At 65.3% G+C, this 23113-nt stretch carries 18 protein-coding genes; 2 read left to right on the forward strand and 16 right to left on the reverse strand.

The window, feature by feature from the left end; all coding sequences use genetic code 11:
• Positions 1–6: 6 nt before the first annotated feature.
• The 13 genes from AC1RDJ_RS03390 to AC1RDJ_RS03450 all read right to left on the reverse strand — a co-directional run bounded on the left by AC1RDJ_RS03390 (position 7) and on the right by AC1RDJ_RS03450 (position 17509).
• Positions 7–990, reverse strand: a complete 984-nt coding sequence (locus AC1RDJ_RS03390; RefSeq protein ID WP_071322212.1) for a hypothetical protein — start codon at positions 988–990, stop codon at positions 7–9.
• Positions 991–1121: 131 nt separating this feature from the next.
• Positions 1122–4238: an efflux RND transporter permease subunit gene (locus tag AC1RDJ_RS03395; protein ID WP_493026480.1), complete on the reverse strand. Its 3117-nt coding sequence runs from the start codon at positions 4236–4238 to the stop codon at positions 1122–1124.
• An 8-nt stretch (positions 4239–4246) separates the two neighbouring features.
• A complete protein-coding gene (locus tag AC1RDJ_RS03400) occupies positions 4247–5407 on the reverse strand; it encodes an efflux RND transporter periplasmic adaptor subunit (RefSeq protein WP_289885110.1) in 1161 nt (386 codons plus the stop codon).
• A gap of 13 nt (positions 5408–5420) precedes the next feature.
• Entirely contained in the window at positions 5421–6836 is a 1416-nt protein-coding gene (locus AC1RDJ_RS03405) for an efflux transporter outer membrane subunit (protein WP_493026481.1), read from the reverse strand.
• Positions 6833–7561: a CerR family C-terminal domain-containing protein gene (locus tag AC1RDJ_RS03410; protein ID WP_071322215.1), complete on the reverse strand. Its 729-nt coding sequence runs from the start codon at positions 7559–7561 to the stop codon at positions 6833–6835. Before AC1RDJ_RS03410 ends, AC1RDJ_RS03405 begins: the two co-directional genes overlap by 4 nt.
• Before the next feature lie 286 nt (positions 7562–7847).
• On the reverse strand, positions 7848–9209 hold the full coding sequence (locus AC1RDJ_RS03415) for a hybrid sensor histidine kinase/response regulator (protein ID WP_289885115.1): 1362 nt from the start codon (positions 9207–9209) through the stop codon (positions 7848–7850).
• Between the two features lie 142 nt (positions 9210–9351).
• Positions 9352–10086 carry a 2OG-Fe dioxygenase family protein gene (locus AC1RDJ_RS03420; protein ID WP_071322217.1) on the reverse strand — a complete coding sequence of 245 codons (735 nt, stop codon included), beginning with the start codon at positions 10084–10086 and terminating at the stop codon, positions 9352–9354.
• Positions 10087–10191: 105 nt separating this feature from the next.
• Complete coding sequence (locus tag AC1RDJ_RS03425) at positions 10192–12228, reverse strand: TonB-dependent receptor (protein ID WP_493026482.1); 2037 nt, start codon at positions 12226–12228, stop codon at positions 10192–10194.
• 37 nt (positions 12229–12265) lie between these two features.
• On the reverse strand, positions 12266–12754 hold the full coding sequence (locus tag AC1RDJ_RS03430; protein WP_493026483.1) for a DUF6702 family protein: 489 nt from the start codon (positions 12752–12754) through the stop codon (positions 12266–12268).
• Positions 12751–15123 (reverse strand): M1 family metallopeptidase, encoded by a 2373-nt coding sequence (locus tag AC1RDJ_RS03435; RefSeq protein WP_493026484.1) that lies wholly within the window; start codon positions 15121–15123, stop codon positions 12751–12753. Before AC1RDJ_RS03435 ends, AC1RDJ_RS03430 begins: the two co-directional genes overlap by 4 nt.
• Positions 15124–15288: 165 nt before the next feature.
• Complete coding sequence (locus tag AC1RDJ_RS03440; protein WP_070281408.1) at positions 15289–15750, reverse strand: MarR family winged helix-turn-helix transcriptional regulator; 462 nt, start codon at positions 15748–15750, stop codon at positions 15289–15291.
• Between the two features lie 101 nt (positions 15751–15851).
• A complete protein-coding gene (locus tag AC1RDJ_RS03445) occupies positions 15852–16670 on the reverse strand; it encodes a sugar phosphate isomerase/epimerase family protein (protein WP_493026485.1) in 819 nt (272 codons plus the stop codon).
• Positions 16670–17509: a phytanoyl-CoA dioxygenase family protein gene (locus AC1RDJ_RS03450; RefSeq protein ID WP_493026486.1), complete on the reverse strand. Its 840-nt coding sequence runs from the start codon at positions 17507–17509 to the stop codon at positions 16670–16672. The genes AC1RDJ_RS03445 and AC1RDJ_RS03450 overlap by 1 nt, the downstream gene beginning before the upstream one ends.
• A 109-nt stretch (positions 17510–17618) precedes the next feature.
• On the opposite strand from AC1RDJ_RS03450, the gene AC1RDJ_RS03455 reads away from it, so the two are divergent.
• Positions 17619–18572 (forward strand): LysR family transcriptional regulator, encoded by a 954-nt coding sequence (locus tag AC1RDJ_RS03455; RefSeq protein ID WP_493026487.1) that lies wholly within the window; start codon positions 17619–17621, stop codon positions 18570–18572.
• Positions 18573–18575: 3 nt separating this feature from the next.
• On the opposite strand, the gene AC1RDJ_RS03460 is transcribed toward AC1RDJ_RS03455, so the two are convergent.
• Positions 18576–19646, reverse strand: a complete 1071-nt coding sequence (locus tag AC1RDJ_RS03460) for a M29 family metallopeptidase (protein WP_493026488.1) — start codon at positions 19644–19646, stop codon at positions 18576–18578.
• A gap of 292 nt (positions 19647–19938) precedes the next feature.
• Here AC1RDJ_RS03460 and AC1RDJ_RS03465 point away from each other — a divergent pair, with 292 nt between their 5' ends.
• Positions 19939–20358, forward strand: a complete 420-nt coding sequence (locus tag AC1RDJ_RS03465; RefSeq protein WP_083411632.1) for a hypothetical protein — start codon at positions 19939–19941, stop codon at positions 20356–20358.
• A gap of 237 nt (positions 20359–20595) precedes the next feature.
• Here the strand turns inward: AC1RDJ_RS03465 and AC1RDJ_RS03470 are convergent, their stop codons facing one another.
• Positions 20596–22098 (reverse strand): hypothetical protein, encoded by a 1503-nt coding sequence (locus tag AC1RDJ_RS03470; protein ID WP_493026489.1) that lies wholly within the window; start codon positions 22096–22098, stop codon positions 20596–20598.
• The gene (locus tag AC1RDJ_RS03475) at positions 22095–22973 is read right to left on the reverse strand and encodes a hypothetical protein (RefSeq protein WP_493026490.1); all 879 of its coding nucleotides are present in this window, start codon (positions 22971–22973) and stop codon (positions 22095–22097) included. The genes AC1RDJ_RS03470 and AC1RDJ_RS03475 overlap by 4 nt, the downstream gene beginning before the upstream one ends.
• Between the last annotated feature and the right edge of the window lie 140 nt (positions 22974–23113).

Consider the following 23113-nt stretch of genomic DNA (forward strand, 5'->3'; position numbering starts at 1 on the left):
ATTCGCTTACACGCCAGGCACCGTGTTCTTGCCTTCAACCAGCTTGTATCCCTTGCCATCGAAGGCGTAGCGCGCGTGGCCGTTCAGCGGCGTGGCGATGCGCGGCGGGTCCTGGTCCGGCTTGAGCGTGACGCCGGGCTTGATCTTTTCCGACGCACCCGTAAAGTCGATCAGCAAGTCATCGTAGGCGCCGCCGTTGCGCGCGGCGGCGAAGCGCCAGCTGCCTTCGACCATCCAGCACACATCCATGTCCGGCGTGCAGGCGCCCATATTGTCCGAGTACAGGTCGATGCCGCCGTCGAGCGCGGCGACCTTGCCGTCGCCGATTTCAAACAGGGCCAGCTGCGTGATCGTGTAGCCCTGGCCCGTATAGCCGTGGCGGATCGCCAGTCCCGGCTTGTGCGCGCCCAGCATGACCCAGTGCACTTCGCCCAGCTGCCCGGATGAACCGAGGGCGGCGATGTTTTCCAGGCGCTTGACGACCCGCCATTGGCCGTCGCCGGCCTGGCCCTTGGGCGCGAGGAAAAAGACATTCAGCAGGCCCGACGAGGCATGCGCCGATTCGGCCGTGCCTTCCGTGTTCGCCGTTTCCGCATTCGCCACCAGGATGGCCGTGCCATCGGGCAGCAGCTTGTGGCTGACGGCGCTGACCACATAACTGAGCTTGTCGACATGATTGTCCGGATCGGACAGGTCGGCCAGCGCATCGTCGCTGTCGTCGCGGTAGTCCTTGCCGAAGACGGCGCGCATCATGCCCGCTTCGCGCTCGCGTGCCTGCGGCGTGTTCATGTCTTCCGTCCTGGGCGCGGTAGCCGATGGCGGCCGCACGGCCTCGGTGGGGGCGGCTTCGTCGACGGCAGCGGCAGGGGCGCTTGCCGTGACGTCGGCCGCCGTGTCGGCCACGGTGGCGCTGGCGGGAGCGGTTTTTTCCGAGCAGGCGCCGAGCAGGGAGCAGATCAATAGCAGGGCCAGCGGGGTGGGGTAATTCATAGGCAGGGCAGATTGCGTTCATTGAGAATGGGCGCAGTATGCCAGATAGATGAAAGCGAGGGAGCGCGGCCTGCCGGCCGGTCCCTCGCTTCCTTGCCCGCAGGGGGCGATTTGGCAAACAATGGTAGTGCTTATTTTTCCAGCGCCACCCTGTCATCGCGCCGCAGCGGCGCCTTGTGGCGGCGCAGTTTGGCCATGCCGCGCTTGAGCAGGTGCTCGAGGTCGTCGATGTAGGTGAACACGGCCGGCACCACCAGCAGGCTGAGTAAGGTCGACGTGATCAGGCCGCCGATGACGGTGATGGCCATCGGCGAACGGAAGCTCGGGTCGGCGCCCCAGCCCAGCGCCAGCGGCATCATGCCGGCGCCCATGGCAATCGTCGTCATCAGGATGGGCCGGCTGCGCTTGTGGCAGGCGTCGACCAGCGCATCGAAGCGGTTCATGCCCGCCTGGCGCGCGAGGATCGCATAGTCGACCAGCAGGATCGAGTTCTTGGTGACGATCCCCATCAGCATGATCAGGCCGATCATCGATGGCATCGACAGCGCGCTGCCCGTGATCAGCAGCGCCACGAAGGCGCCGCCGATGGACAGCGGTAGCGCCGCCAGGATGGTCACCGGCTGCATGAAGTCCTTGAACAGCAGCACCAGCACGCAGTAGATGCACAGGACGCCGATCAGCATGGCCAGGCCGAAGCTGGCGAACAGCGACGCCATCTCCTGCGCGTCGCCCAGTTCCGCGATCTTCACGGATGGCGGCAGGTTCTTCATCGACGGCAGCGCGCGCGCCTCCTCGTTCAATTCGCCGAGCGTGCGCGAACCGAGTTCCACGTCCAGCGTGACGTTGCGGCTGCGGTTCAGGCGGTCGATCTGCGCCGGGCCGCTTTCCATGCTCACCGTGGCCACGTTCGCCAGGCGCACGGGGCCATTCTTGCCGGGCACCGTCAGACGTTCGATGGCGGCCAGGTCGGCGCGCACGCTGTTGGGCAGCTTGACGCGGATCGGCACTTGCCGTTCGGGCAGATTCATCTTCGTCAGGTCCGTATCGTAGTCGCCGGCCGTGGCCACCCGCACGGTTTCGCCGATGGCCGCCGCCGTCACGCCCAGGTCGGCCGCCTTGGCGAAATCGGGACGCACGATGATTTCCGGACGCACCAGCGAGGCGCTGGAATTGACGTTGCCGATGCCTTTCAAGCCGCGCAGTTCGCGCTCGACCTTGCGTGCCGCCTCCATCAGCGCCACCGGGTCTTCCGAGCGCAGTACCAGCTGCATTTTCACGCCTGTGTCGGGCGGGCCCACCGTGAAGCGGGCACCGGGAATCGTGTCGAGCTTGTGGCGCAGCTGCGTCTCCAGGCCGGCCATCGACTCCTTGCGCTCGGTGCGGTGCACGGTGGTCAGGGTCAGCACGGCGCGCCGCGCCTCGGCTGCCGCGCCGGGAGCGAAGGCGTCGCCGCTGGAGCCGCCGCCGATGGAGCTGAAGACGCCCTTGATGCCCGGCGTGCGCATGGCAGCGTCGCGCGCCATGGCCGCCACGGCCTGCGTTTCGCCCAGGGTGGAACCGGGCGGCAGTTCCAGGTTGATCTGCGTCTGCGCGCGGTCGGCGGCCGGCACGAAGCCCGTCGGCAGCAGCGGCACGAGCATGATGGAGCCGACGAAGAACAGGGCCGAGGCGATGGCCGTGATGCCGCGGTGATGCAGGCACCAGCGCATCACGCGCAGGTAGCGCGTCATCAGCCAGCCATCCTGCACTTCCTTGTGCGGCAGCGGTTTCAGGATGTACGCGGCCATCATCGGCGTGAGCAGACGCGCCACCACCAGCGAGGCCAGCACGGCCAGCACGGCGGTCCAGCCGAACTGCTTGAAGAACAAGCCGGGGATGCCGCTCATGAAGGCCGTCGGCAGGAACACGGCCACCAGCGCGAACGTGGTGGCGATCACCGCCATGCCGATTTCATCGGCCGCTTCCATGGCCGCTTCCATAGGCGACTTGCCCATGCGCAGATGGCGTTCGATGTTTTCGATCTCCACGATGGCGTCGTCGACCAGCACGCCGACCACCAGTGCCAGCGACAGCAGGGTGACGGTGTTGAGCGTGTAGCCGAACCAGTAAATGCCGAGAAAGGCGGGCATCACGGACAGGGGCAGGGCGGCCGCGGCCACCAGCGTGGCGCGCCAGTCGCGCAGGAACCACCACACCACCAGCACGGCCAGCAGCGCGCCCTCGTACAGCAACTCCATCGAACCGTCGAAGTTTTCCTCGACGGGGAAGGCGTTGTCGATCGACTGCTGCAGCACCACGTTCGGGTTTTCCTTTTGAAGTTCGGCGATGGCGGCGCGCGCGCCATTGGCCACTGCCACCTCGCTGGCGCCCTTGGTGCGGAATACCTCGAAGGCGACCACGGTCTTGCCATCCTGCTCGGCCAGCGCGCGCGGCTCGGCCACCGTGTCGCGCACCGTGGCGACCTGGTCGAGGCGCACATGGCGCCCATCCGGCAGCGGCACTTCGACGCGCGCCAGTTCATCGGCCGTTTTCACGGTGGCGATGGTGCGCACCGACTGTTCGGCTCCGCTGACGTCGCCGCGTCCGCCGGGTGCTTCACGCTGCACCAGGCGCAGCTGGCGCGACACGTCCAGCGCCGACACCTTCAGCGCCGCCATGCGCGCTTCATCGAGTTCGACCTGGATTTCGCGGTAGACGCCGCCCACGCGCGTGACGGCGCCCACGCCGGGCACCGTCAAGAGGCGCTTGGCCACCGTATTGTCGACAAACCAGGACAGGTCGGGCGCGTCGAGCGGATTGTCGACGCCGGGTTTCGCCGTGGCGATAAAGGTCAGCACCACGCGGCCGGCCGTCGACGCCTTGGTGACGGTGGGGTCGCGCAGTTCGGCCGGCATGTCCGCTTTCACGCGGGCGACGGCGTCGCGCACGTCGTTGACGGCTTCGGCGATCTGCTTTTCCAGGATGAATTCGACGGTCACCGTGACGGTGCCGTCGAGCACCTTGGTGTAGATGTTCTTGATGCCTTGCAGGGTGGCGACGGAATCCTCGATCTTGCGCGCCACTTCCGTTTCCAGCTGGGCCGGCGCGGCGCCTGGCAGCACCGCGTTGACGGTGACGATGGGCAGTTCGATATCGGGGAAATCCTGCACCGGATTGGCCTTGTAGGCCAGCAGCCCGGCCAGGGTCAGCAGCGCGAACAGCATGATGGCCGGGATCGGGTTCTTGATCGACAGGGAGGAAAAGTTCATGGCTTGCCTTACTTTTTCGCCGTGGCCGGCTTGGCCGCTGCCGCGACCGGGGTTTGCACATTGCGTACCAGGTCGCCGTCGTTGAGGAAGCCGGCGCCGCTGACGACGATGGTGGTGTCGGCCGTGATGCCGCCCAAAATTTCGATGCGGTCGCTCAGGCGCCGTCCGGCCTGCACCTTGATCTGGCTGACCCGTTGGTCGGGATTGAGGCGGAACACATAGCTGAAGCCATCGCGCACGGCGATGGCCTGCTGCGGCACGGTCAGCGCGCCCGAGGTGCCCAGTTCAAATGCGCCGCTGGCGTACATGCCGGCCTTGAACGGCGCGTTCGTGCCGGTGCTGGCCGGCAGGTCGACATACACGAGGGCGGAGCGGGTTTGCGGATCGACCGTGGGCGCGATCATGCGCACCTTGCCCGTCAGGATGCTGCCGTTGGCCGCCTTCACCTGCGCCAGCGTGCCCTGTTTCAGATTCAGCAGTTCGGTGGCCGTCACTTCGGCGCGCCACTCGAGGCGCCCCTGGCGGATCAGGCGGAACAGTTCCGTGCCGGCGCCGACCACCGAGCCGACGGTGGCCGAGCGCGAGGAGATGATGCCGCTGTCGGGCGCCACCACCTGCGTGTATTTCAGGCGCAGCTGCTGTTGCGCCAACTGCGCCTTGCCTGACGCGATGCGGGCGTTGGCCGTCTGTTCGGCCGTCAGGTATTGGCTGATCTGCTGCGCGCTGATGGCGCCCGTGCTTTGCAGCGAGCGGGCGCGCTGCGCGTTGGCCGCCGCCTCGGCCGCATTCGCTTCGGCCTCCAGCACGGCCGCTTTTGCCTGCGCCACGTCGGCGTTTACCGTGTCGTTCGAGAAGACGGCCAGCACCTGGCCTGCGCGCACGACGTCGCCGACATTCACGCGCACTTCCGTCAGGCGCAAGCCGTTCGACTCGCTGCCGATGACGGCTTCCTGCCACGCGGCCACGTTGCCGTTGGCGCTCAGCTTGATGGGCAGGCTGGCCGTCTGCGGCCTTGCCGTGGTGACGGTCAGGGCCGGCTTGGCGGCCGCCTTGTCCTTCGCTTCGTCGGCCGCCGTGGAGGCGGGCGGGTACAGGGCAATGCCGGCGCCCAGCGCGACAAGGACGGCGGCGAGGGCGAGTGCCATGGGTTTCAAGGTCATTTTTTTCATGTTGTCGTATCCGTCAAGGGGCATTGTTGGCGATGGAGGCAGTACTGTCCCAGCCGCCGCCGGCGGCGCGGTACAGCGCTACCCAGGCGGCGCTGCGTTCGCGCTCCAGATTGACCACGGTGTTTTCGGCGGCCAGGCGCGTGCGGCGCGATTCTTCCAGTTCGATCAGGCTGGCTAGGCCATTTCTGTAGCGGTCTTCGGTGGCGACAAACGAGATGCGGTAGCCTTCCATGGCTGCCCGTGCATGCCCGCTGCGTTCATCCGTGCTGGCCAGATTGACCAGTGCTTCTTCCACTTCGCGCACGGCCTGGCGCACGCCGGCGCGGTATTTCACTACCGCTTCGTCGTAGCGGGCCGTGGCTGCGTCGACTTCGGCGCGGCGGCGTCCGGCGTCGAAGATGGGCAGGCTGACGGCCAGCGGGCCGATGCTCCAGGTGCTGGCCGTGATGCTGCTGCCGCCGGAGCGGATATTGCCCTTGCCGATGGAGCCGGCAAGGCTCAGTCGCGGATAGCGCTGCGCCTGCGCACCGCGCACTTCAAAGCTGGCGGCCGCCACTTCGCGTTCGGCGCTGTAGATGTCGGGGCGCTGGCCCAGCGTCTGTGCCGGCAGCGCGGCAATTGCCACGGGCGAGGGCAGGACGGCGGGGCTGGCCGCCAGTTTCTGGCGCAGCGTCGCTTCCGGCATGGCCGACAGCGCCACCAGCGCCTTCACGTCGACGTCGCAGGCGGCACGCTGTTCGATGGCGCGGCTGGCGCCTTCGGCCGCGCTGGCGCGCGCCAGCGCCGCATTCGCGGGAGGCTGGAAGCCGGCGCCGGCGCTCAGTTCCGTCAGGCGCGACGAGTCGCGGCGCGAGACGGCATCCTGTTCGGCCACGGCTTGCAATTGCTGGCAGGTGCGCAAGGCGTAGTACTGGTTGGCCACTTCGGCCGCCACCGAGACGCGGGCCTCGTGCCAGCCCGCGCGCGCGCTGTCGTAGCGCTCCTGCGCCGCATCGCGCGTGGCGCGGTTGGCGCCGAACACGTCGATTTCCCAGGACGCCTGCAGCGCCGCCTGCGAGGTGGTGCCGCCGGGCTGCAGCGACTGCTGGCTGGTGCGCACCACGCTGCCCGTGGCGTCCAAGGCGGGCGCCAGCGCGGCGCCGCTGGCGACCCTGTCGGCGCGCGCCCGCACGATGCGCGTGCGGGCGGCGGCGATGCTGGGGCTCACTTGCTGGGCATCGGCGATCAATTCCACCAGCAGGGCGTCGCCCTGGCGCTGCCACCAGGTGGACAAGTCGGCCAGGCTGCCGTTATGTGGCAGCGGCGCCTGCCACTGCGCGGGCGCGCTGGCGGCTACGGCGGCGGGCGGCCCCTGCAGGGCGCAGCCGCCCAGGGCCAGCACGATGCCGGCGGCCAGGGTGCGTTGAACGGCTTTGTGACGTATCGTCATGCTGGTCCTTCTGCTTGTCGTTGAACGGTATGGTTTGAGGGTGGGCTGGCGAGGCGCTGGCGTTCCAGGTCGGCCATGGCCAGCGCATAGTCGGTCATGCGCGCCAGCCAGGTGTCGATGGCCTGCGGCGTTGCCAGCAGCTGCGGGCGCAGGGTTTGCAGCACCTCGGTGCCGACCATGTGCTGCAGGGCCAGCGAGGCGATGGAAAACGCCAGCCGGTGCATGTCGTCGCTGTCGTCGGGGGCGCCCAGGTGGCGCGCCAGCACGCCGGTCAGCGCTTCGTGTTCGGGGCGGATGTTCTGGTCGATCTCGCGCGCCCACAGGCCAGTCGGTTCCAGCATTTCGCGGCACCACAGGCGCATGCAGTCGCGCGCGATGTCGCCCTGCTGCATGGGGGCGAGCAGCTGCGCATAAAAGCCTTCCAGGCTCTGGCGCAGGGTGAAATGCGGCTGGTCGAACAGGGCGATATTGTCTTGCGGATTCGACGACTGCTGGGCGAAGGCGGCGCGGTACAGGCCCGCCTTGTCGCCGAAATAATAGCTGATGGCGGCCGCGTTCGTGCCGGCCGCCAGCGCCAGTTCGCGCGTCGACGTCTTGGCGTAACCGTGTTCGGCAAACAGTCGGATGGCGCTATGCAGCAAGCGTTCGCGCGACTGCTCGCCATCGGAACGCGGCTTGCGCCCGTCGTCGGCCGGGGCGATGGGGGTGGAAGTTTTTTCAATCATGCCGGAGATTTAATCACATATCTCAAGCGATTGATATAACTAAATCATTTGATTTAGTTATTGCCGGCAGGGCAGCAGGTTTGCCCGGACGCCGCCGCGCAAAAAAAAAGCCCGCGTACCTTGCGGCGCGGGCTGAATCCAATGTTCGGAGAACGAATTGGAGGAGACAGTTCTACTATAGCGCCAAAAATGGTGCGGTGCAATACCGTAGAACTACTGTATTCGTGCATTTGATATTGGTAAAATTATCAAGAAAGCAAATTTTCATGTTGCGGCGCACAGAAGGTCAGGCCTTGCTGCGCAGGGCCAGGGTAAACGTGCTGCCGGAACCGTAGTCGCTGTTGAAGAACAGGGCGCCGCCGATGGCGTTGGCCAGGTTCTGGCACAGGTACAGGCCCAGTCCCGCGCCTTCCACGTGGCGCGTGGAGGTGGAATCGAGCTGCGAGAAGGCCTGGAACAGCTTGGCCTGGTCCTCTTCCTTGATGCCGGCGCCGCTGTCGGCGATGCTCATTTCCGTCACCAGCACGCCGTCTTCCTCGCGCTGGGCCAGGCTGATGCGCACCGTGCCCTGCTCCGTGAACTTGATGGCGTTGTTGAGCAGGTTGATGAGGATTTGCGTCAGCGCGCGGCGGTCCGTGTCGATGATGGCGGGCGGCTGATCCGCCTCGCCCAGTTCGATTTCCAGCGCCAGGCCTTTTTGCTGCGCCAGCGGGCGCAGGGTGTCGGCCACTTCGGCCATCAGTTCCTGGCAGTGTACGGGCTCGATCGACAGGGTCAGCTTGCCGGCCTCGATCTTCGCCACGTCGAGGATGTCGTTGATCAGCGAGAGCAGATGGCGCGCACTGGCGCGGATGGTGTTCAGTTGCTTGTCCTGGTCGGCCGTCAGCGGGCCGGGCAGTTTCATCAGCAGCGCGCCCGTAAACCCGATGATGGCGTTCAGCGGCGTGCGCAGTTCGTGCGACATATTCGCGATGAAGGCCGACTTCATGCGGCTCGCTTCGGCCAGCTCGAGGTTTTTCAGCGCGATTTCGCGGTTGATGGTTTCCAGTTCGGCCGCGTGGTGCGCCAGGCGCATGTTCAATTCGATCACCTGGCGTTCGCGCGCCTGCAGCTCGCCGTTGACCTGCACCGCCTGCTCATAGGTGGAAATGAGCAGGTCGAGGATTTGCTGGCGTTCCGCATTGATGAAGTGCTTCTGGTCGCCCAGGTACAGTGCGATGCCGATTTCGACGTTCTGGTTCTTGCGCAGCTTCTGGTTCATCAGCATGTGGCTGATGCGGTTGAGCAGGTAGTCTTCCGCGTACGGCTTGCGGATGAAATTGTCGGCGCCGCACTCGATGCCGCGGATGATGTCCTTCGGGTCGTTGAGCGAGGTGACGAGGATGACGGGAATGTCGCGCAGGGTCGGGTCGGACTTGATGGCGCGGCACAGGTCGTAGCCATTCATTTCCGGCATGACGATATCGGACAGCACCAGATGCGGCTTGCGTTCGCGGATGGCGGCCAGGGCCAGCTGGCCGTTGGCGGCCACGCGCGCGTTATAGTGCAGGGACTGGATCAGGCGTCGCAAGCGCTCCGCCTGGGTCGGACTATCCTCGACGATCAGGATCTCGATTTCGTCAGGCTTGATTTGGTTGTTGGAGTCCACAGACCTCTCCTAGAATTCAGTATATTGGATGCTGGACGCAGTGGGCGCGCAATATCGACATCATGTGACTATATCGGATTTAGGTCTGTAAAAGTAACTTCCAAGTAACTATTTTGGCCACAGGGAATGCTGTGGCCGCTTGTTAATTCTCGCCCTGGAATTGACCGGCGCGATACGTCAGCACGAGCGTATCGCGGTGGCCATGTTCGCCCACGGGCTGGATCGGCGTCGACTCGTGGATGACGGCCGCATCGTCGAGCAGCAGCAGCGACCATGGCTCGGTGAGGGTGAAACGCTTGCCGTTGGGGCCTTCCGCCTCGAAGATGCGCGTCTCGCCGCCCTTGATCTGTTCACGCCCGATCAGCAGCACGGCGACGAAGTCGACGCCGTCGCGGTGCGCGCCTTCCGGCGTCGGGCGGCCGATGCCGTCGGTGGTGTCGATGCGGAACTGGTGCGCCTCGATGAACCACGGCTGGCGGCCCTTGACCTGGGAGCAGGCATCGCCCAGGGCGCGGATCAGCTGCTGCCAGGCCGGCTGCGCGACGATGGCCGGATCGACCGGCTCGAACAGGCGGTGCATGCCGCCGTGCAGGGCGTTGTACTCGACCGGCTGCCAGTGCGGACGGTGCGCCGTTTGCGTCAGGCGATCGCCATCCTGCACGAAGCACGAATGGCGCCGGCGCCGATAGCGGCCGCCATCCTTCAGGTAGTTGTCCAGCGCCAGGGTGTCCCAGCTGCCTTCGAGTTCACGCAGCGCCGCCAAGGGGCAGCCGGCCAGCGCGGCCACGTCCTGCGGGCGCAGCACGGCATAGCCGTCGTCGCGCAAGGCGTCCTTGAGACGGGACGGGTCGGTAAAGATCGGTGCGGAAGTGCTCATGGCGGTGCCGGCCGGGATGCGGCCTGTATCAGTTTATCCAGCCTGGCATTCTACGACTTCGCGGCGTTTCCTGTGCAGCGTCCGATAGGAATTATTCCTGTTCACTTAAAAATTCTTTACCAGGGTCAGGCGCAGCGAACGCGACTCCACCGGATGGAAGTGGATATCGTCGATGGGCTGCGCCTCGCCGGGCAGGCGCGAGGCATAGTAGTAGTCGATGGCCGAGTCGCGCCGGTTGGCCAGGTTGAAGCCTTCGAGCTCCACGCGCAAGGTTTTGTCGATCTGGTAGGCGAGGCGCCCGTTCACGCCCACGCTGGCCGAGGAGCGCACGCTGTTATCCTCGATCAGGGGACGCGGGCCGAAGTAGCGCAGGCGCAGGGAGCCGGACCAGGGCCCTTGCGGCGTCAGCGTCAGCGCCAGCTGGGCCACGCCTTCGATGGCGCCCGGGATGAAGTTGCCGGCCGGGTCGCTGCCGCGCGAGCGGGCGCGCGCATACGCGAGGTCCAGGTCCAGCGACAGCCAGCTGGCCGCCTTGTAGTAACTGGAAAACTCCACGCCATAGCGGCGGCTGGGGCGGCCCGCCTCGGTGGCGCCGGCGTCGCCGATGAACAGCAGCTCGGAATCGAAGTCCAGGCGGTACAGCGACAGCGACGTTTGCAGGCCGGCGATGGCGGCGCTGCGCAAGCCCAGTTCCAAGCCGCGCGAGCGCGCCAGCGGCGTGACCTTGTCGGCCGCCTCGCCGGTTTTCGGGTCGACGGCGATCGTCGTGCCGCGCGCGTCGTTGCTGTGAAAACCATTGCCAATGTTGATATACGCTTCCGTATCGCGCCACGGGCCGGCGATCACGCTCAGGCTGGGGCTGAACAAATGGTCGCTGGCCTTGCCCGAATTGTCTGCGCGGTCGCTGCGCACGTCGAAGCGGTAGGCGTCCGCGCGCAGACCGGCCACGGTGCGCAGCCAGGGCGACCAGCGCGTGCTGTTTTCGGCATACACGCCAAGGCTCGATTCGACGATGTGGTCTTGCCGCGTGGTCGACAGGATCTGGCGCTGCCGCGTGTTGTACAGGCCATTGTGGATATTGTCGTTTTGTAGCTGCAGGCCGATGGTGGTGTCGCTGCTGCCCCTGTCCGTGTGGCGGTGCCAGGTGTGGCTGGCATTGACGCCGGAGGTCACGCGCCGGTCCGGCTGGGCGAACTGGTCGCCATTGTCGGGGTCATCCATCGCATACGTAAAGTTCGAGAACAGGGCCAGGCGGTTGGCAATGACATAGGCGCTGACCTTCGACGACATGTCGTCCAGGGTCTGGCGCCAGGCGCCCGACAGGCTGTAGCGCTGCGCCTTGCCGCCATCGCTGGGGTCGACGGCGTCGAAGCGGCCCAGCGTGCCATCCTGCACGGCGCGCAGGGGAATCTGGTCGCTGGCGTTCCAGCTGGCGTCATACGCCATGGCCGTCACATTGAAACCGTTGTTGGCATAGCCTTCGCTGTAGCGCAATACGCCATTGCGCTTGCGGTAGCGGTCCGGCTGCGTGAACGGGCCATCGTTATGCTGCGCCTCGAGCGCGTACAGCAGGCTGCCGCGGCCCGCATCGAACGAGTCGGCCAGCAGCGCGCGGCGAAAGCCGTTCTGTCCGACGCCGACGCTGGCGATGCCTTGCGTCAGGCGGTTCGCATACACGATGGCGGCCGCGCCGGCCGAGGAAAAGTCGCCCTCCGCCGCCGAATACGGTCCCTTCTTGTAATCGAGGCGCATGGCCAGTTCGGGAATCAGGAAGTTCAGGTCCGTCCAGCCCTGGCCGTGGCCGTGGCTGCGCTGGTTGACGGGCATCTCGTCGACGGTGGTGCGCAGGTCGGTGCCGTGGTCGAGGTTGAAGCCGCGCAGGTAAAACTGGTTGGCCTTGCCCTCGCCGCTATGCTGGCTGACGATCAGCCCCGGCACGGCTTCGAGCAATTCGCCGGGGCGGTAGCTGGTGCGCGCTTCAAGCTGTTTTTGCGTGACGCTGCCGGCGTTGGCCGAGTCGGCCACGCCCAGCTGGTTCATGCGCGAACCATCGACCAGCACGCGCTGGAAGATGTCGTCGGCCCGGGCGGCGGTTGCTGAAAACAGGGCGGCGAGGAAGAGGGGCAGGTGGCGTGGCGTCATGGGTCCATGGGTGCGGCGGGGCGTGGCCCCTGCCGGTTTATTTGATCGGCAGCTCGGCGTGCTGGTGGTCGAAGAACAGCGTCTGGATGGTGCCGCCGTCCTGCACGTTGAGGGTGTTGCGCTGGCTGGGCAGGAAGTCGATCAGCAGCTGGTTGTGGATGCGCGTGGCGGGCGCCAGGCGCGTATGCTCGATCTCCTGGAAGATCACCACGTTGTCGGCATTGACCTTCATGCCGACCCAGTTCAGGCGCAGGCGCTTGCCATCCGCGCCGGTGATATGGAACTGCCTGTCCACGTAGCGGCGCAGCGCCGCCTCGCTGTCTTCCTGGCCCAGGTCGAACTGGCGCTGGTACAGGTTCGTCAGCAGCGCTTCCACGTCGTGGCCCGTGTAGGTGTGCACCACTTCCGTGCTGCCGCTGGCCGCGTTGTAGCTGATGTCGGCGATGCCCATGTGGAAATTGTGGGCGCCGGCCGCCATGCTGGCGCAGGCCAGCATGGCGGCGGCCAGCACGCGCCAGCGCTTCACGCCTCGTCGCCCTTGGCCGAGCCGCCGTTCTTGCCTTTCAACGGCGTATTAAAATCCTGCATCAGGTTATCCCTGGGCGCCTTCTCGCTCTTGAACAGCTCCAGGCGCGATGGCGTGATCTTGCGCGGCCAGGCATTGTTGCTGGTGTCGATATCGGCCGTTTCCCAGTACGGGTCCTGCACCAGGCCCACCATCGGTTCGTCGGTGATGACGACCTTGGTGATTTTCTTCGGCGAGTAGCGCCACACTTCGGCCGGCACGCGCTCGACGTATTTCTTGCCGCTCTTGAGTTCAATTTCCAGTATCAGCGGCATCACCATGCCGCCCAGGTTCGACAGGTCCACCAGGTACAGGTGCTTGCCCTGTTTCAGCAAGTCCCTTTCCCACGGCTCCAGCTTGTCCAGCGCTTCGGCGTAGGCGTTGCGGTCCTTGTTGGTCACCGTGAAATCGTCATGCTGGTTGTAGAAATCCTTCAGCTCAGGATGCGCGTCGACGCGGCGCGGCATGCCCTTGTTGGCGCGGTCCGTGACGGATTGTGGCTGGGCGCCTTTCTGCGCTTTTTTCCAGGCCTTTTCCGTTTCCGGATTTTTTGAACTCACGCCATATTCGGTGATGCCATCGATGCTGATGTCGACCGGATCGGTCGTGTAAAACCAGCCGCGCCAGAACCAGTCCAGGTCCGTGCCGGAAGCGTCTTCCATGGTGCGGAAGAAGTCGGCCGGCGTAGGGCGCTTGAACTTCCAGCGCTGCGCATATTCCTTGAATGCATAGTCGAACAGCTCGCGCCCGAGGATGGTTTCGCGCAGGATGTTCAGGCCCGCCGCCGGCTTGGCGTAGGCGTTGTTGCCGAACTGCAGCAAGGACTCGGAATTGGTCATGATGGGCACCTGGTCGCGGCTACGCATGTAGTCGACGATTTCGCGCGGCTCGCCGCGCGAGGCCGGGTAATGCTCTTCCCACGCCTGCTGCGCCAGGTATTGCACGAAGGTGTTCAGGCCCTCGTCCATCCATGTCCACTGGCGCTCGTCCGAGTTGATGATCATCGGGTAGTAGTTGTGCCCGACTTCATGGATGATGACGCCGATCAGGCCGTACTTGGTGCGCTTGGAATATGTCAGCGCGCCCGTTTTCTTGTCTTTCACCGGGCGCGGGCCGTTGAAGGAAATCATCGGATACTCCATGCCGCCCACCGGGCCGTTGACGGAGATCGCCGTCGGGTACGGGTAGTCGATGCTGTACTTGTTGTACTGCTCGATGGTGTGCACGATGGCTTGCGTGCTGTATTTTTCCCACAGCGGATTGCCTTCCTTCGGATAGTAGGACATGGCCATCAGCTTGCTGCCGCCCTTGTCGTAGCCCTGCGCATCCCAGATGAACTTGCGGCTCGAGGCCCAGGCGAAGTCGCGCACGTTGGACGCCTTGAAGTGCCACGTCTTTTGCGCGCGGCTGACGGATTTCTCGGCTGCTTCCGCTTCCTTCTGCGTGACGATGATGACGGGCTTGTCGCTGGTGCTGGCTTTCTCCAGGCGCTCGCGCTGTGCGCTGGAGAGCACGTCCCGCGGATTTTGCAGTTCGCCCGTGGAGGCGACGATATGGTCGGCCGGTACCGTCAGCTGCACGTCGTAGTCGCCGAACTCCAGCGTGAATTCGCCCGAGCCGAGGAACTGCTTGTGCTGCCAGCCGGCCGCGTCGTAGTAGGCCGCCATGCGGGGGAACCACTGCGCCACTTCGAACAGGGCGTTCTTGTCGTCGAAGACTTCATAGCCGGCGCGCCCGCCCAGCACCTTCTGCTCGTTGATGCGGTAATCCCAGTCGATCTGGAAGGCAAAGTCCTGGCCCGGCTTCAACGGCTGCGGCAAGTCGATGCGCATCATGGTGCGGTTCACTACATATTTCAAAGGCTGGCCATCGGCGCCTTTCAGGGCGCGGATATTGAAGCCGCCCTGGAAGTCGCCGCGCGCCAGCATGCCGCGCAAGCCTTCGAACTTCATGCTGTCCTCGCCCGTCTTGGCCCACGCCTGGCGCGACGGCGCCGTGGTCATGCGGCGGGCGTCGGAATCGGGTTTGTAGATATTCTGGTCCAGCTGCACCCACAGGTAGCCCAGGGTATCGGGCGACTGGTTATGGTAGGTGATGGTGCCGCTGCCGGCGATCTCGCGTTTGGCCTCGTCCAGGGTGGCGCGGATGGTGTAGTCGGCGCGCTGCTGCCAGTAGGCGTGGCCCGGCGCGCCGGAAGCGGTGCGGTAGGTATTCGGGGTGGGCAGCAATTCCTCGAGCTGGCGGAACTTGTCGTCGAATGGCTCGGCGGCGAAGGCCGAGACGGTAAAGCAGAGAGCCAACGAGGCAACGGAGCCGAAAGGTATGCGCATATTCACCCTGATGTTGTTGTAAGGAAATAGTGGCAACTATTCTATACGCAGGGTGATGGCCGCCTTGTATCGTTTTGTAATAAAGAAAGGCGGATTTTGCGCCAGCTTTTGCCTGGCGCCGTCAGGCTCATGCTTTGCCTGATTTTGCTTGGAAAAACAGCCTGTTTACTCACTTTTCATCAGGCTGTCGCGCAACTGGTTCAGTTGTTGTTTCATGTCCACAACTTGCTCCACGCTGCAGTGGCTGGCCGTCAGGATGGCCTCGGGCAGCAGGGCCGCCTCGTGGCGCAGCTGGTCGCCCTGTTCGGTGAGGGAAATGATGACCTGGCGCTCGTCGCTGGCGGCGCGCGTGCGTGTCAACAGGCCCGATTGCTCCATGCGCTTGAGCAGGGGCGTCAGGGTGGCCGAATCGAGGAACAGGCGCTCGCCCACTTCCGATACCGTCAAGCCGTCGCGCTCCCACAGCACCATCATCACCAGGTATTGCGAATACGTGAGGCCCAGCTTGCGCAGGAGCTTGCGGTACAGCTTGTTCATGGCGAGCGAGGTCGAGTACAGCGCAAAGCACAGCTGGCTGTCCAGGCGCGGCACCTGGTGCAGCGGGTTGGGGGAGGTGGTGGTATCCATGGAGACAGTATATATAGCGCACTACTTAATGACAAGCGTGGCTGGCCTGCACCCACGCACCGGACCCGTGTGGCCCGGCGCGTGGGTGCGGTCTTGGCGAACTAGCGCGCGTAGCGGGCGCGCAGCAGATGCAGCATGGCGACGTTCTGCTGCCAGGCGTCGGCCACGGGCTGCTGCGTCCAGGGCAGGGTTTGCGTGTACGGGGCGGGACCGAATTCCGGCGTAAACGTCATGCGCTCGGCGCCGGCGGCGCGGCGCAGGGCGACGATGGCGTCCCACCACGCCAGGTGGGCGTCGAGGGCCGGCTTGGCTTCCGGCGCGCGGAAGTCGGCCACCTGCGGGCCCTGGGCATGGCCGACGCGCGCGTGCACGTGGCGCACCAGCGGCAGCACTTGCGCCAGGGTCTGCGGCTGGTCTTCCAGCAGGGATTCGCAGGCGCAGCACCAGTGCGACAGGTCCGCCGTCAGCGGCAAGTCGGGATACTGGGCCAGGTAGGGCAGCAGCAGCATCGGGTGGCCGCTGAAGCGGCTGCGGTGGATCTCATGCACGATGGGCACGCCGTGCTTTGCCGAGATGGCGGCGGCCAGCTCGATCAGCTGCGCGTTCTGCGCCGGCGTATAAAAATCCTTGCCCGTGTGCGTGTTGACCAGCACGGGGCGCGCCAGGCAGGCGTTCTCCAGCAGCTCGGCCAGGGCCGCGCGGTGCAGCGCGAAATCGCTGTGGAACACGGTTTCCCATTGCGCGGCGATCAGTTCCAGTCCGGCCCTGGCGATGCGGTCCGTCCACTCCTCGCGCAGGGCCGCGTCCAGCGGCAGCGACATCTCGATGCCGTCGAAGCCGGCCGCCAGCACCTTGTCGATGAAGACGTCGGGTGGCAGGTCGTTATTGCCCCAGTGGGCGGCGAAAACCTGGATGCGCATCAGACGAAGCCTCGCACGGGGAACGATGCATCGCGCTGTATCCAGTTGTGGGCCGCGTATTCGGTCTGGCCATCGGTGGCGTGCAGGGTGTAGGCGTGGCGCGAGACGGGCGAGCGGTTCGGCGCGCTGTAGTGGGGCAGCAAGCCATGGAAGCAGACGAGGGCGCCGGCCTTGACTTCGAGCGGCACGGCCGTGCTGTCGTCGGGCCAGGGCATGGCGTCGAGTTTTTCCACGCGCACCTGGTCGCCGTTGCGGATGAAGCGTTCGCGCAGCGGGCCGCGGTGGCCGCCCGGTTCCGCCCACAGGCAGCCGTTTTCCAGGGTGGCGTCTTCCAGCGCGAACCAGAAGGTGGTCACGCTGACCGGCGTGGTCTCGAAATACGTGGCGTCCTGGTGCCAGCGCACTTCGCCGCCGATGCCGGGCTGCTTGAAGATGTACATCGATTGCCATACCTGCGCGTCCGCCAGGCCCAGGTCGCGCGCCACTTCGGCCAGCTTCGGGTCGGCCGAAAAGGCGCGGAAGACGGGGTCCAGGTCATGCATGGCGTGGCCGATCTTGTTGATCGACAGCGACTTGGCTTGCTTCAGCTGGCCGTCCGCGCCGAATGCCTCTTCCTCGAAGAAGCAGCGGATGGTGTTGTCGGAAGCGAGGAAATAATCGTTGGTATTCTTCGCCTGGTCGCGCGTGGTGAAGATGGACTGGCTGACGCTGGGATCGAATTCGTTGACAATCTGCTCGGCGCGCGCGCGCAGGGCGGCGATTGCGTCCGCGCCCTTGAAATCGGGCAGGATGAGGTAGCCGTCGCGTTGGTACTGTTCTTGTTGTTCGATCGTTAGCATGGCGGCGGCTCCGGAGGTGTATGGAAAACGCCATTGTAGGTGGCTGCAGGCGGGCAAACAATCGGCCAACGGTTGACAGATTGTCGCTCAAACGATGACAATCTTTGACATGGATCAATTAAAAGCGATGGAAATCTTTGTCGAAGTGGCGCGCCAGCGCAGCTTCACCGTGGCTGGCCAGCGCCTGGGCCTGACGCGCGCCATGGTCAGCAAGACCATCATGCAGCTCGAGGAACGCCTGCACGCGCGCCTGCTGCACCGCTCCACGCGTGAAGTGAGCCTGACGGACGCGGGGCGCGCCTACCTGGCGCCGTGCATGGCCACCGTCAGCCAGGCGCAGGAGGCGGCGCGCATGGTGGCACACGTGGCGCAAGCGGGCGCTGGATTGGCCGGGCCGCTGCGCATCCAGGCGCCGTCGAGTTTTGGCAGCGCCTGGCTGGCCGACGCCGTCGCGCGTTTCAGCCTGCTGCACCCGCAGGTGCAGGCCGAACTGTTTGTCGACGACGCGCTGCTCGATCCGATACGCCACGGCTTTGATCTGACCATCCGCGTGGGCGGCATCCCCGACAGCAGCGCGCTGGCCATGCGCCCGCTGGCGCCGTGCCGCGCCGTGCTGTGCGCCAGCCCCGCCTATCTGGCGCAATGGGGTGTGCCGCAGGCGCCGCAGGATTTATTGAACCATCAGTGCCTGCATTTCAGCCACCTGACCGATGGCACGAACTGGCATTTCCAGAAGGGGGAAGGGGAGCGGCGCGAGGAGGTGAGCGTGCGCGTGCAGGCGGGTTTCACGGCAAATAACGGCCTGGTGCTGCACCAGGCGGCGCAGCGCGGGCTCGGCATCGTCTACAGCACCACCTTCCTCGCCTGGCGCAACCTGCTCGACGGCAGCCTGCTGCCCGTGCTATCGGGCTGGGACCTGCCGCTCAATCACCTGAGCGCCCTGTATCCGGCCAGCCGCCAGCCATCGCCCAAGGTGCGCGCGCTGATCGATTTCCTGGTGGCCAAATACCAGCCCGTGCCGCCGTGGGACCGCGAGCTGGCAGCGGCCGGATTTTTCAGTTGAGGCTCAGTTGAAGGCGACCGGCTGCACCGTCCACGCGCCATCCGCGTACACGCGCTCGTCGTCGAGATAGACGGCTTCGGTGACGGCGAAGATGTCGACGTGGTAGCGCGCATCCTTGCGCTTGAACTGCGGTTTCGCATATACGCCGTGCTTGGCGCCCAGCGACAGATGGATGCCGCACATGCGTTCATACGTGCCGATGTCGTTGACCAGCTGCTCGCGCGAAAAGGCGCGGTTCATGCCGAAGCCCAGTTCGCGCACCCACACTTCGCCCTCATGCGCGCGGATGATTTCCAGCATGGCGGTAAATTCTGGCGTGGCGTGTTCGGTGCCCGTGACGCGGCCCTTTTCGATGATCAGGGTGATCGGCGTGTCGGGGCGGTTGACCATGAAGTGCGTGTCGCCAAAGACGAAGATGCGCACGCGCCCGTTGACCGCTTCCAGGTCCTGCGCTTCCGTGAATACTTCGCCCAGCGGGAACTGGCCGCCGATATTGTTCATGCCGCTGTAGTCGCCAATATTGAGCTTGGCCGATTCGAACGGCGAGGCGAAGACCAGCTGCTCGCCGCCGCTGTCGACCATGCCGTGGCGGGCGCCGTCGATGCGCGCCTTGAGTGCATGGCCCACGCCGCGATAGTAGGCGGGGTCGTAAGCCAGCGAGGCGATGTAGTGCAAGCCCTGCACGCCTGGCATGCGCGACAGATGCACATGCTCGATCACCTTCAAGCCGCGCTTGAACAGTTCGATGCGGATGCGGAACGCTTCCAGACGGAAGCTGGTCGACTGGATCAGCACGACAAGGCTGCCGGCCGGCAGTTCGGCAAACGCGGCCAGCACGGCGTCCGGCGTGACGTCGTCGAAATCGATGAGGGTGGCGTCCGGCAAGGCCAGGCGATAGGCTTCCGTCAGCACCACGTTGAGCCAGCTGCGCTTGTCGCAGACGATCAGGGCCGGTTCATCGGGCCGGTGGCAGATGGCCATGGCCAGCAGGTCGGCCACGTTGCGGGCCGCGACTTCGGTGGCGGCGGCACTGATGGCGTCGAGCCGGCTGGTATCATTTTCGGGAAGCGTCATGGTGAGGGGAGCGTCTTGCATGTGGGGAGGTAAGCGCAGCATTATAAGGCGAGTGCCGCCGGCGCCGCCATTCGGCCCTGAACGCGACGCTTGAGCGCACCGGGGCCGGGGCGCTGATTATCTTGTGTAGTGCTCTACGGCAATGTATTATTTGATAAACAGTATGGAACCGGCCAGCCGGGGCGGCAGCGTCCGCGCGCGGCACGGTTCCAGCGATAGCCATAAATACAACAGGCCAACCGGCGATGACAAAGAGCGTGATGCAATGAGCATAATTGGACAAGATATTCCCATGGAGCGGCCCGACACGGATGGGCGTGCCGCCGTGTTCGTTCCCGTGACGGGCGTCAAGGAAGATGTCCTGTTGACCATACGCAAAGGCGCGGCCATCGTCGGCTTTGCCAACCACGACCGCACCATCACCGTGTATTTTGAAAGCAACCGTTTCGACGACCCCGTGCTGGCCAAGTGGGAGCACAAGGCGCGCAAGGCGTATGACCGCCTGGTCGACAACGCGCCGACCGTCTCGAAGCTGACCACCAGCTCCGCCAATTTCGAACAGATCGGCTATATCAACGGCAAGGGCATCACCATCCGCCGCATGGAAAGCCTGCAGCGCTGGCTCGCGTATTCGGATGCGATGGCGTCGTGCCCGGAGAACGACATCATTCCGCGCACGGTGATCGCGAAACCCGACAGCGTCAAGGTGTAAGAACGGCCGATAAAACGCCCAGGGCGTTGTTGCCTGTCCCGTTTTCCTTGCCGTACTGACGTACCGCCTTCGGGGCGGCGCCTGGCCCTGCACGCTGTCTCGGCCGCTTTGGGCGCGCATAGGGCATTAACCCTATTGTCGGTTTGCGCGCGGCGTGGCTGCATCCCGGCGGCCCCATCTTGGCAGCGCCACCCCGGCGGCGCCACTCATCCGGCCTGCGCCAGAGTTTGTCCAGCATCACACGACCACGATATTCGCCTGCGCCTTGAGCGGGCAGGGCAGGCTGTCGTCGAAGGTGATCTCGATGGCGCTGGCGACGAACATGCCGCCGATATGCTGGGCGGCGATTTCCGGCGGCGTGCCCGGCTTGGTCAGGTTGACGTCTTGCGCGAAGACAAACACGCGCCAGGTGCCAAAGACTTTCTGTCCATACTGCAGCAAGGTACGGTAAGCGCGTTTCAAGTCCAGGCTGCCGGCATAGACGCCATCGTTGGCGCCAGGATCGAAGCCCAGGCCGTCATCGGTCAGCGATTCCACGAAATACAGGCCCTGCGGCGCCTGGAACAGCACGAATGCATACAGTTCCGTGCCGCGGAAGACATTGCCATTGTCGCGCTTGAAGCTGGCGCGTACCCACAACGGTTCATAGGCCTGCACGACGGCGGGCGTATCCGTTTCCACGGGGCCCGCCACATGGATGTTGACTTGCGTTTCAGTGACTGCATGCTGGTAGGTGGCGCCCGTGGTGAAGCGTTCGTACTGCCAGCTGATGTCGGCCGTGTAGGGCAAGCCCGCGTTTGGCGCCTCCGGCAGGACCCACTTCGCCACCACGCGTTCGGCCAGGGTCAGTTCGCCGGCGGCCGGGGGTGTTGCTTCCTGGCCACGCCAGAACGGGTCGGCGATATCGGAACAGGCGACGGCGATGGCGCCCGAGGCGATGGCCGAAGCCACGCCCGCCACCGTGAATTCGGGCTGGCCCGAACCGGCCCCTTCGAGCGAGCAGCAGTCGACGCTGGGGTCCGTCTCCTCGAAGGTGCCGCCCACGCTGAAGCTGGCCTTGCCGGAGCCGAGCGCGGCTGAAATGATGGCGACCAGCGCGGCGATGATGGCGATGATGATGGCGAGAATCTTCCACCACGGATCGGAAAACGGCAAGTCCCCGTGCGTGCCCGCGTAGGCGGGGTTCGGTGTCCAGACGAGGGTCATGCCGGTCGGCACGATGGGACCGAGGCCGGGCGGACAGCGGCAGTCCTTGTTGTCGCCGCCCGTGCTGCCCCAGCGCTTGGCGGGCAGATGGCCTTGCGGCTTGGACAGTTCCAGGGTGCCTTCCTCGACCGTGCATGTGTAGGTATTGGTGGCGCTGTCGAAGCGCGTCTGCGAGACGAAGATTTGCTGGATCGAGCGGCGCGGCGCGTAGCCGTCGGCCTTGGCGACAAAGCTGACGAGGCGCTTGCCGGGCGCCGCATGCTGGAAATCGGCATCCCACGTCACCAGCATGGCCGCGCCGGCCGGGACGCTGGCAAAGAAGAAGGTGCGCGCCACGGGCGCGATGCCGGGATCGCCCACGCTTTCCAGGTACACGGTGACGTTGTTGAGCGCGCTGCTCGACATGTTCGTCACGTGGGCCGCGATGCGCAAGCCGTAGATGGCATTGTCGAAGATGCCGTCCGGCAGCATGATATTGGTGACGGGTTCGATCGCGAATGGCCGCGTTAACACTTGCATGGGCGTGTCGCTCATGATGCTTGCTCCTCGGGGCTGTGCTGCTGGTCCTCGCCTTGCTCCTGATCCAGATCAACGACGATGTACGTGATGCCGCCCAGTACCTTGCCATCGCGCGTTTCCAGCACGCGCAGCAGCGCATATTGGCCACGGGGCAGCGCTTCGGCGCGCAAGCTCAGGTACACGGGCACGGCCTGGCCGCGCGGCACCTCGACCTCCAGCTTCTGTTCGCCGGAGCCATCGCCATTGCAGTGCGGCGTGCGCGCCAGGCCCGCCGCCAGGCGCGCCTCTTTTGCCGGCTGCCATTTGTCGAGGCCCAGGGTGGCCAGCAGGCGCTCCGGCAGTTCGCCGCCTTGATCGATATGCAGTTCCACTCTCTTTGCCTCGCGCGGCAGGGCCGCCACCGCGATGGTCAGCAGCTGCGCGCGCCTGGCCGCCAGCACCACCGTCACATTGCGCTGGGCGATCTGCTCGTGCAGCGTGGGCTGGAACGGGAAGCCGTTCGGCAGCGGATCGGGCAGCGGGTTGACGTCGCCGGCGCCGTGCGCCACGGCCAGCAGGCATTCGTGGCCGCCATTGACGATGACGGGCACCCAGGGCACCAGGCACAGCACTTCCTGCGTGGCGCCAGGCGCCAGGTCGGCAAACGCGGAACCGATCGGCGTGGCGGCGCCGACGGCGATCTGGCCCGAAGGATCGGCCCAGTAGAAATCCACGCGCACGCCGTTCGAGCCACTGTTGCCCGTGTTGTGCACGCGGCCCCACAGGTAGTTGCTGACGCCGGCAATGGGCGCGCCGGGCGGACCGTTCGGATCATTACCCGGCACGACCCAGATATCGGCGCTGTCCCACCACCAGGGCTGGCCGTCTTCGATGATCAGGTGGGCTGGCATGGCAATCTCCTTGTGCGTGGCCTGTGCTGGTAGCTTAGGCCGTGGCGGGCGATGCTCGTTGATCGGTATCAAGCCCTCTGAATTGTGGCGGCACGTGTTTATGTAGAGCCTTGCGAAAGGACTTTTATAAAGATTGACTA

The sequence above is a fragment of the Janthinobacterium sp. GW822-FHT07H10 genome (assembly GCF_058798675.1).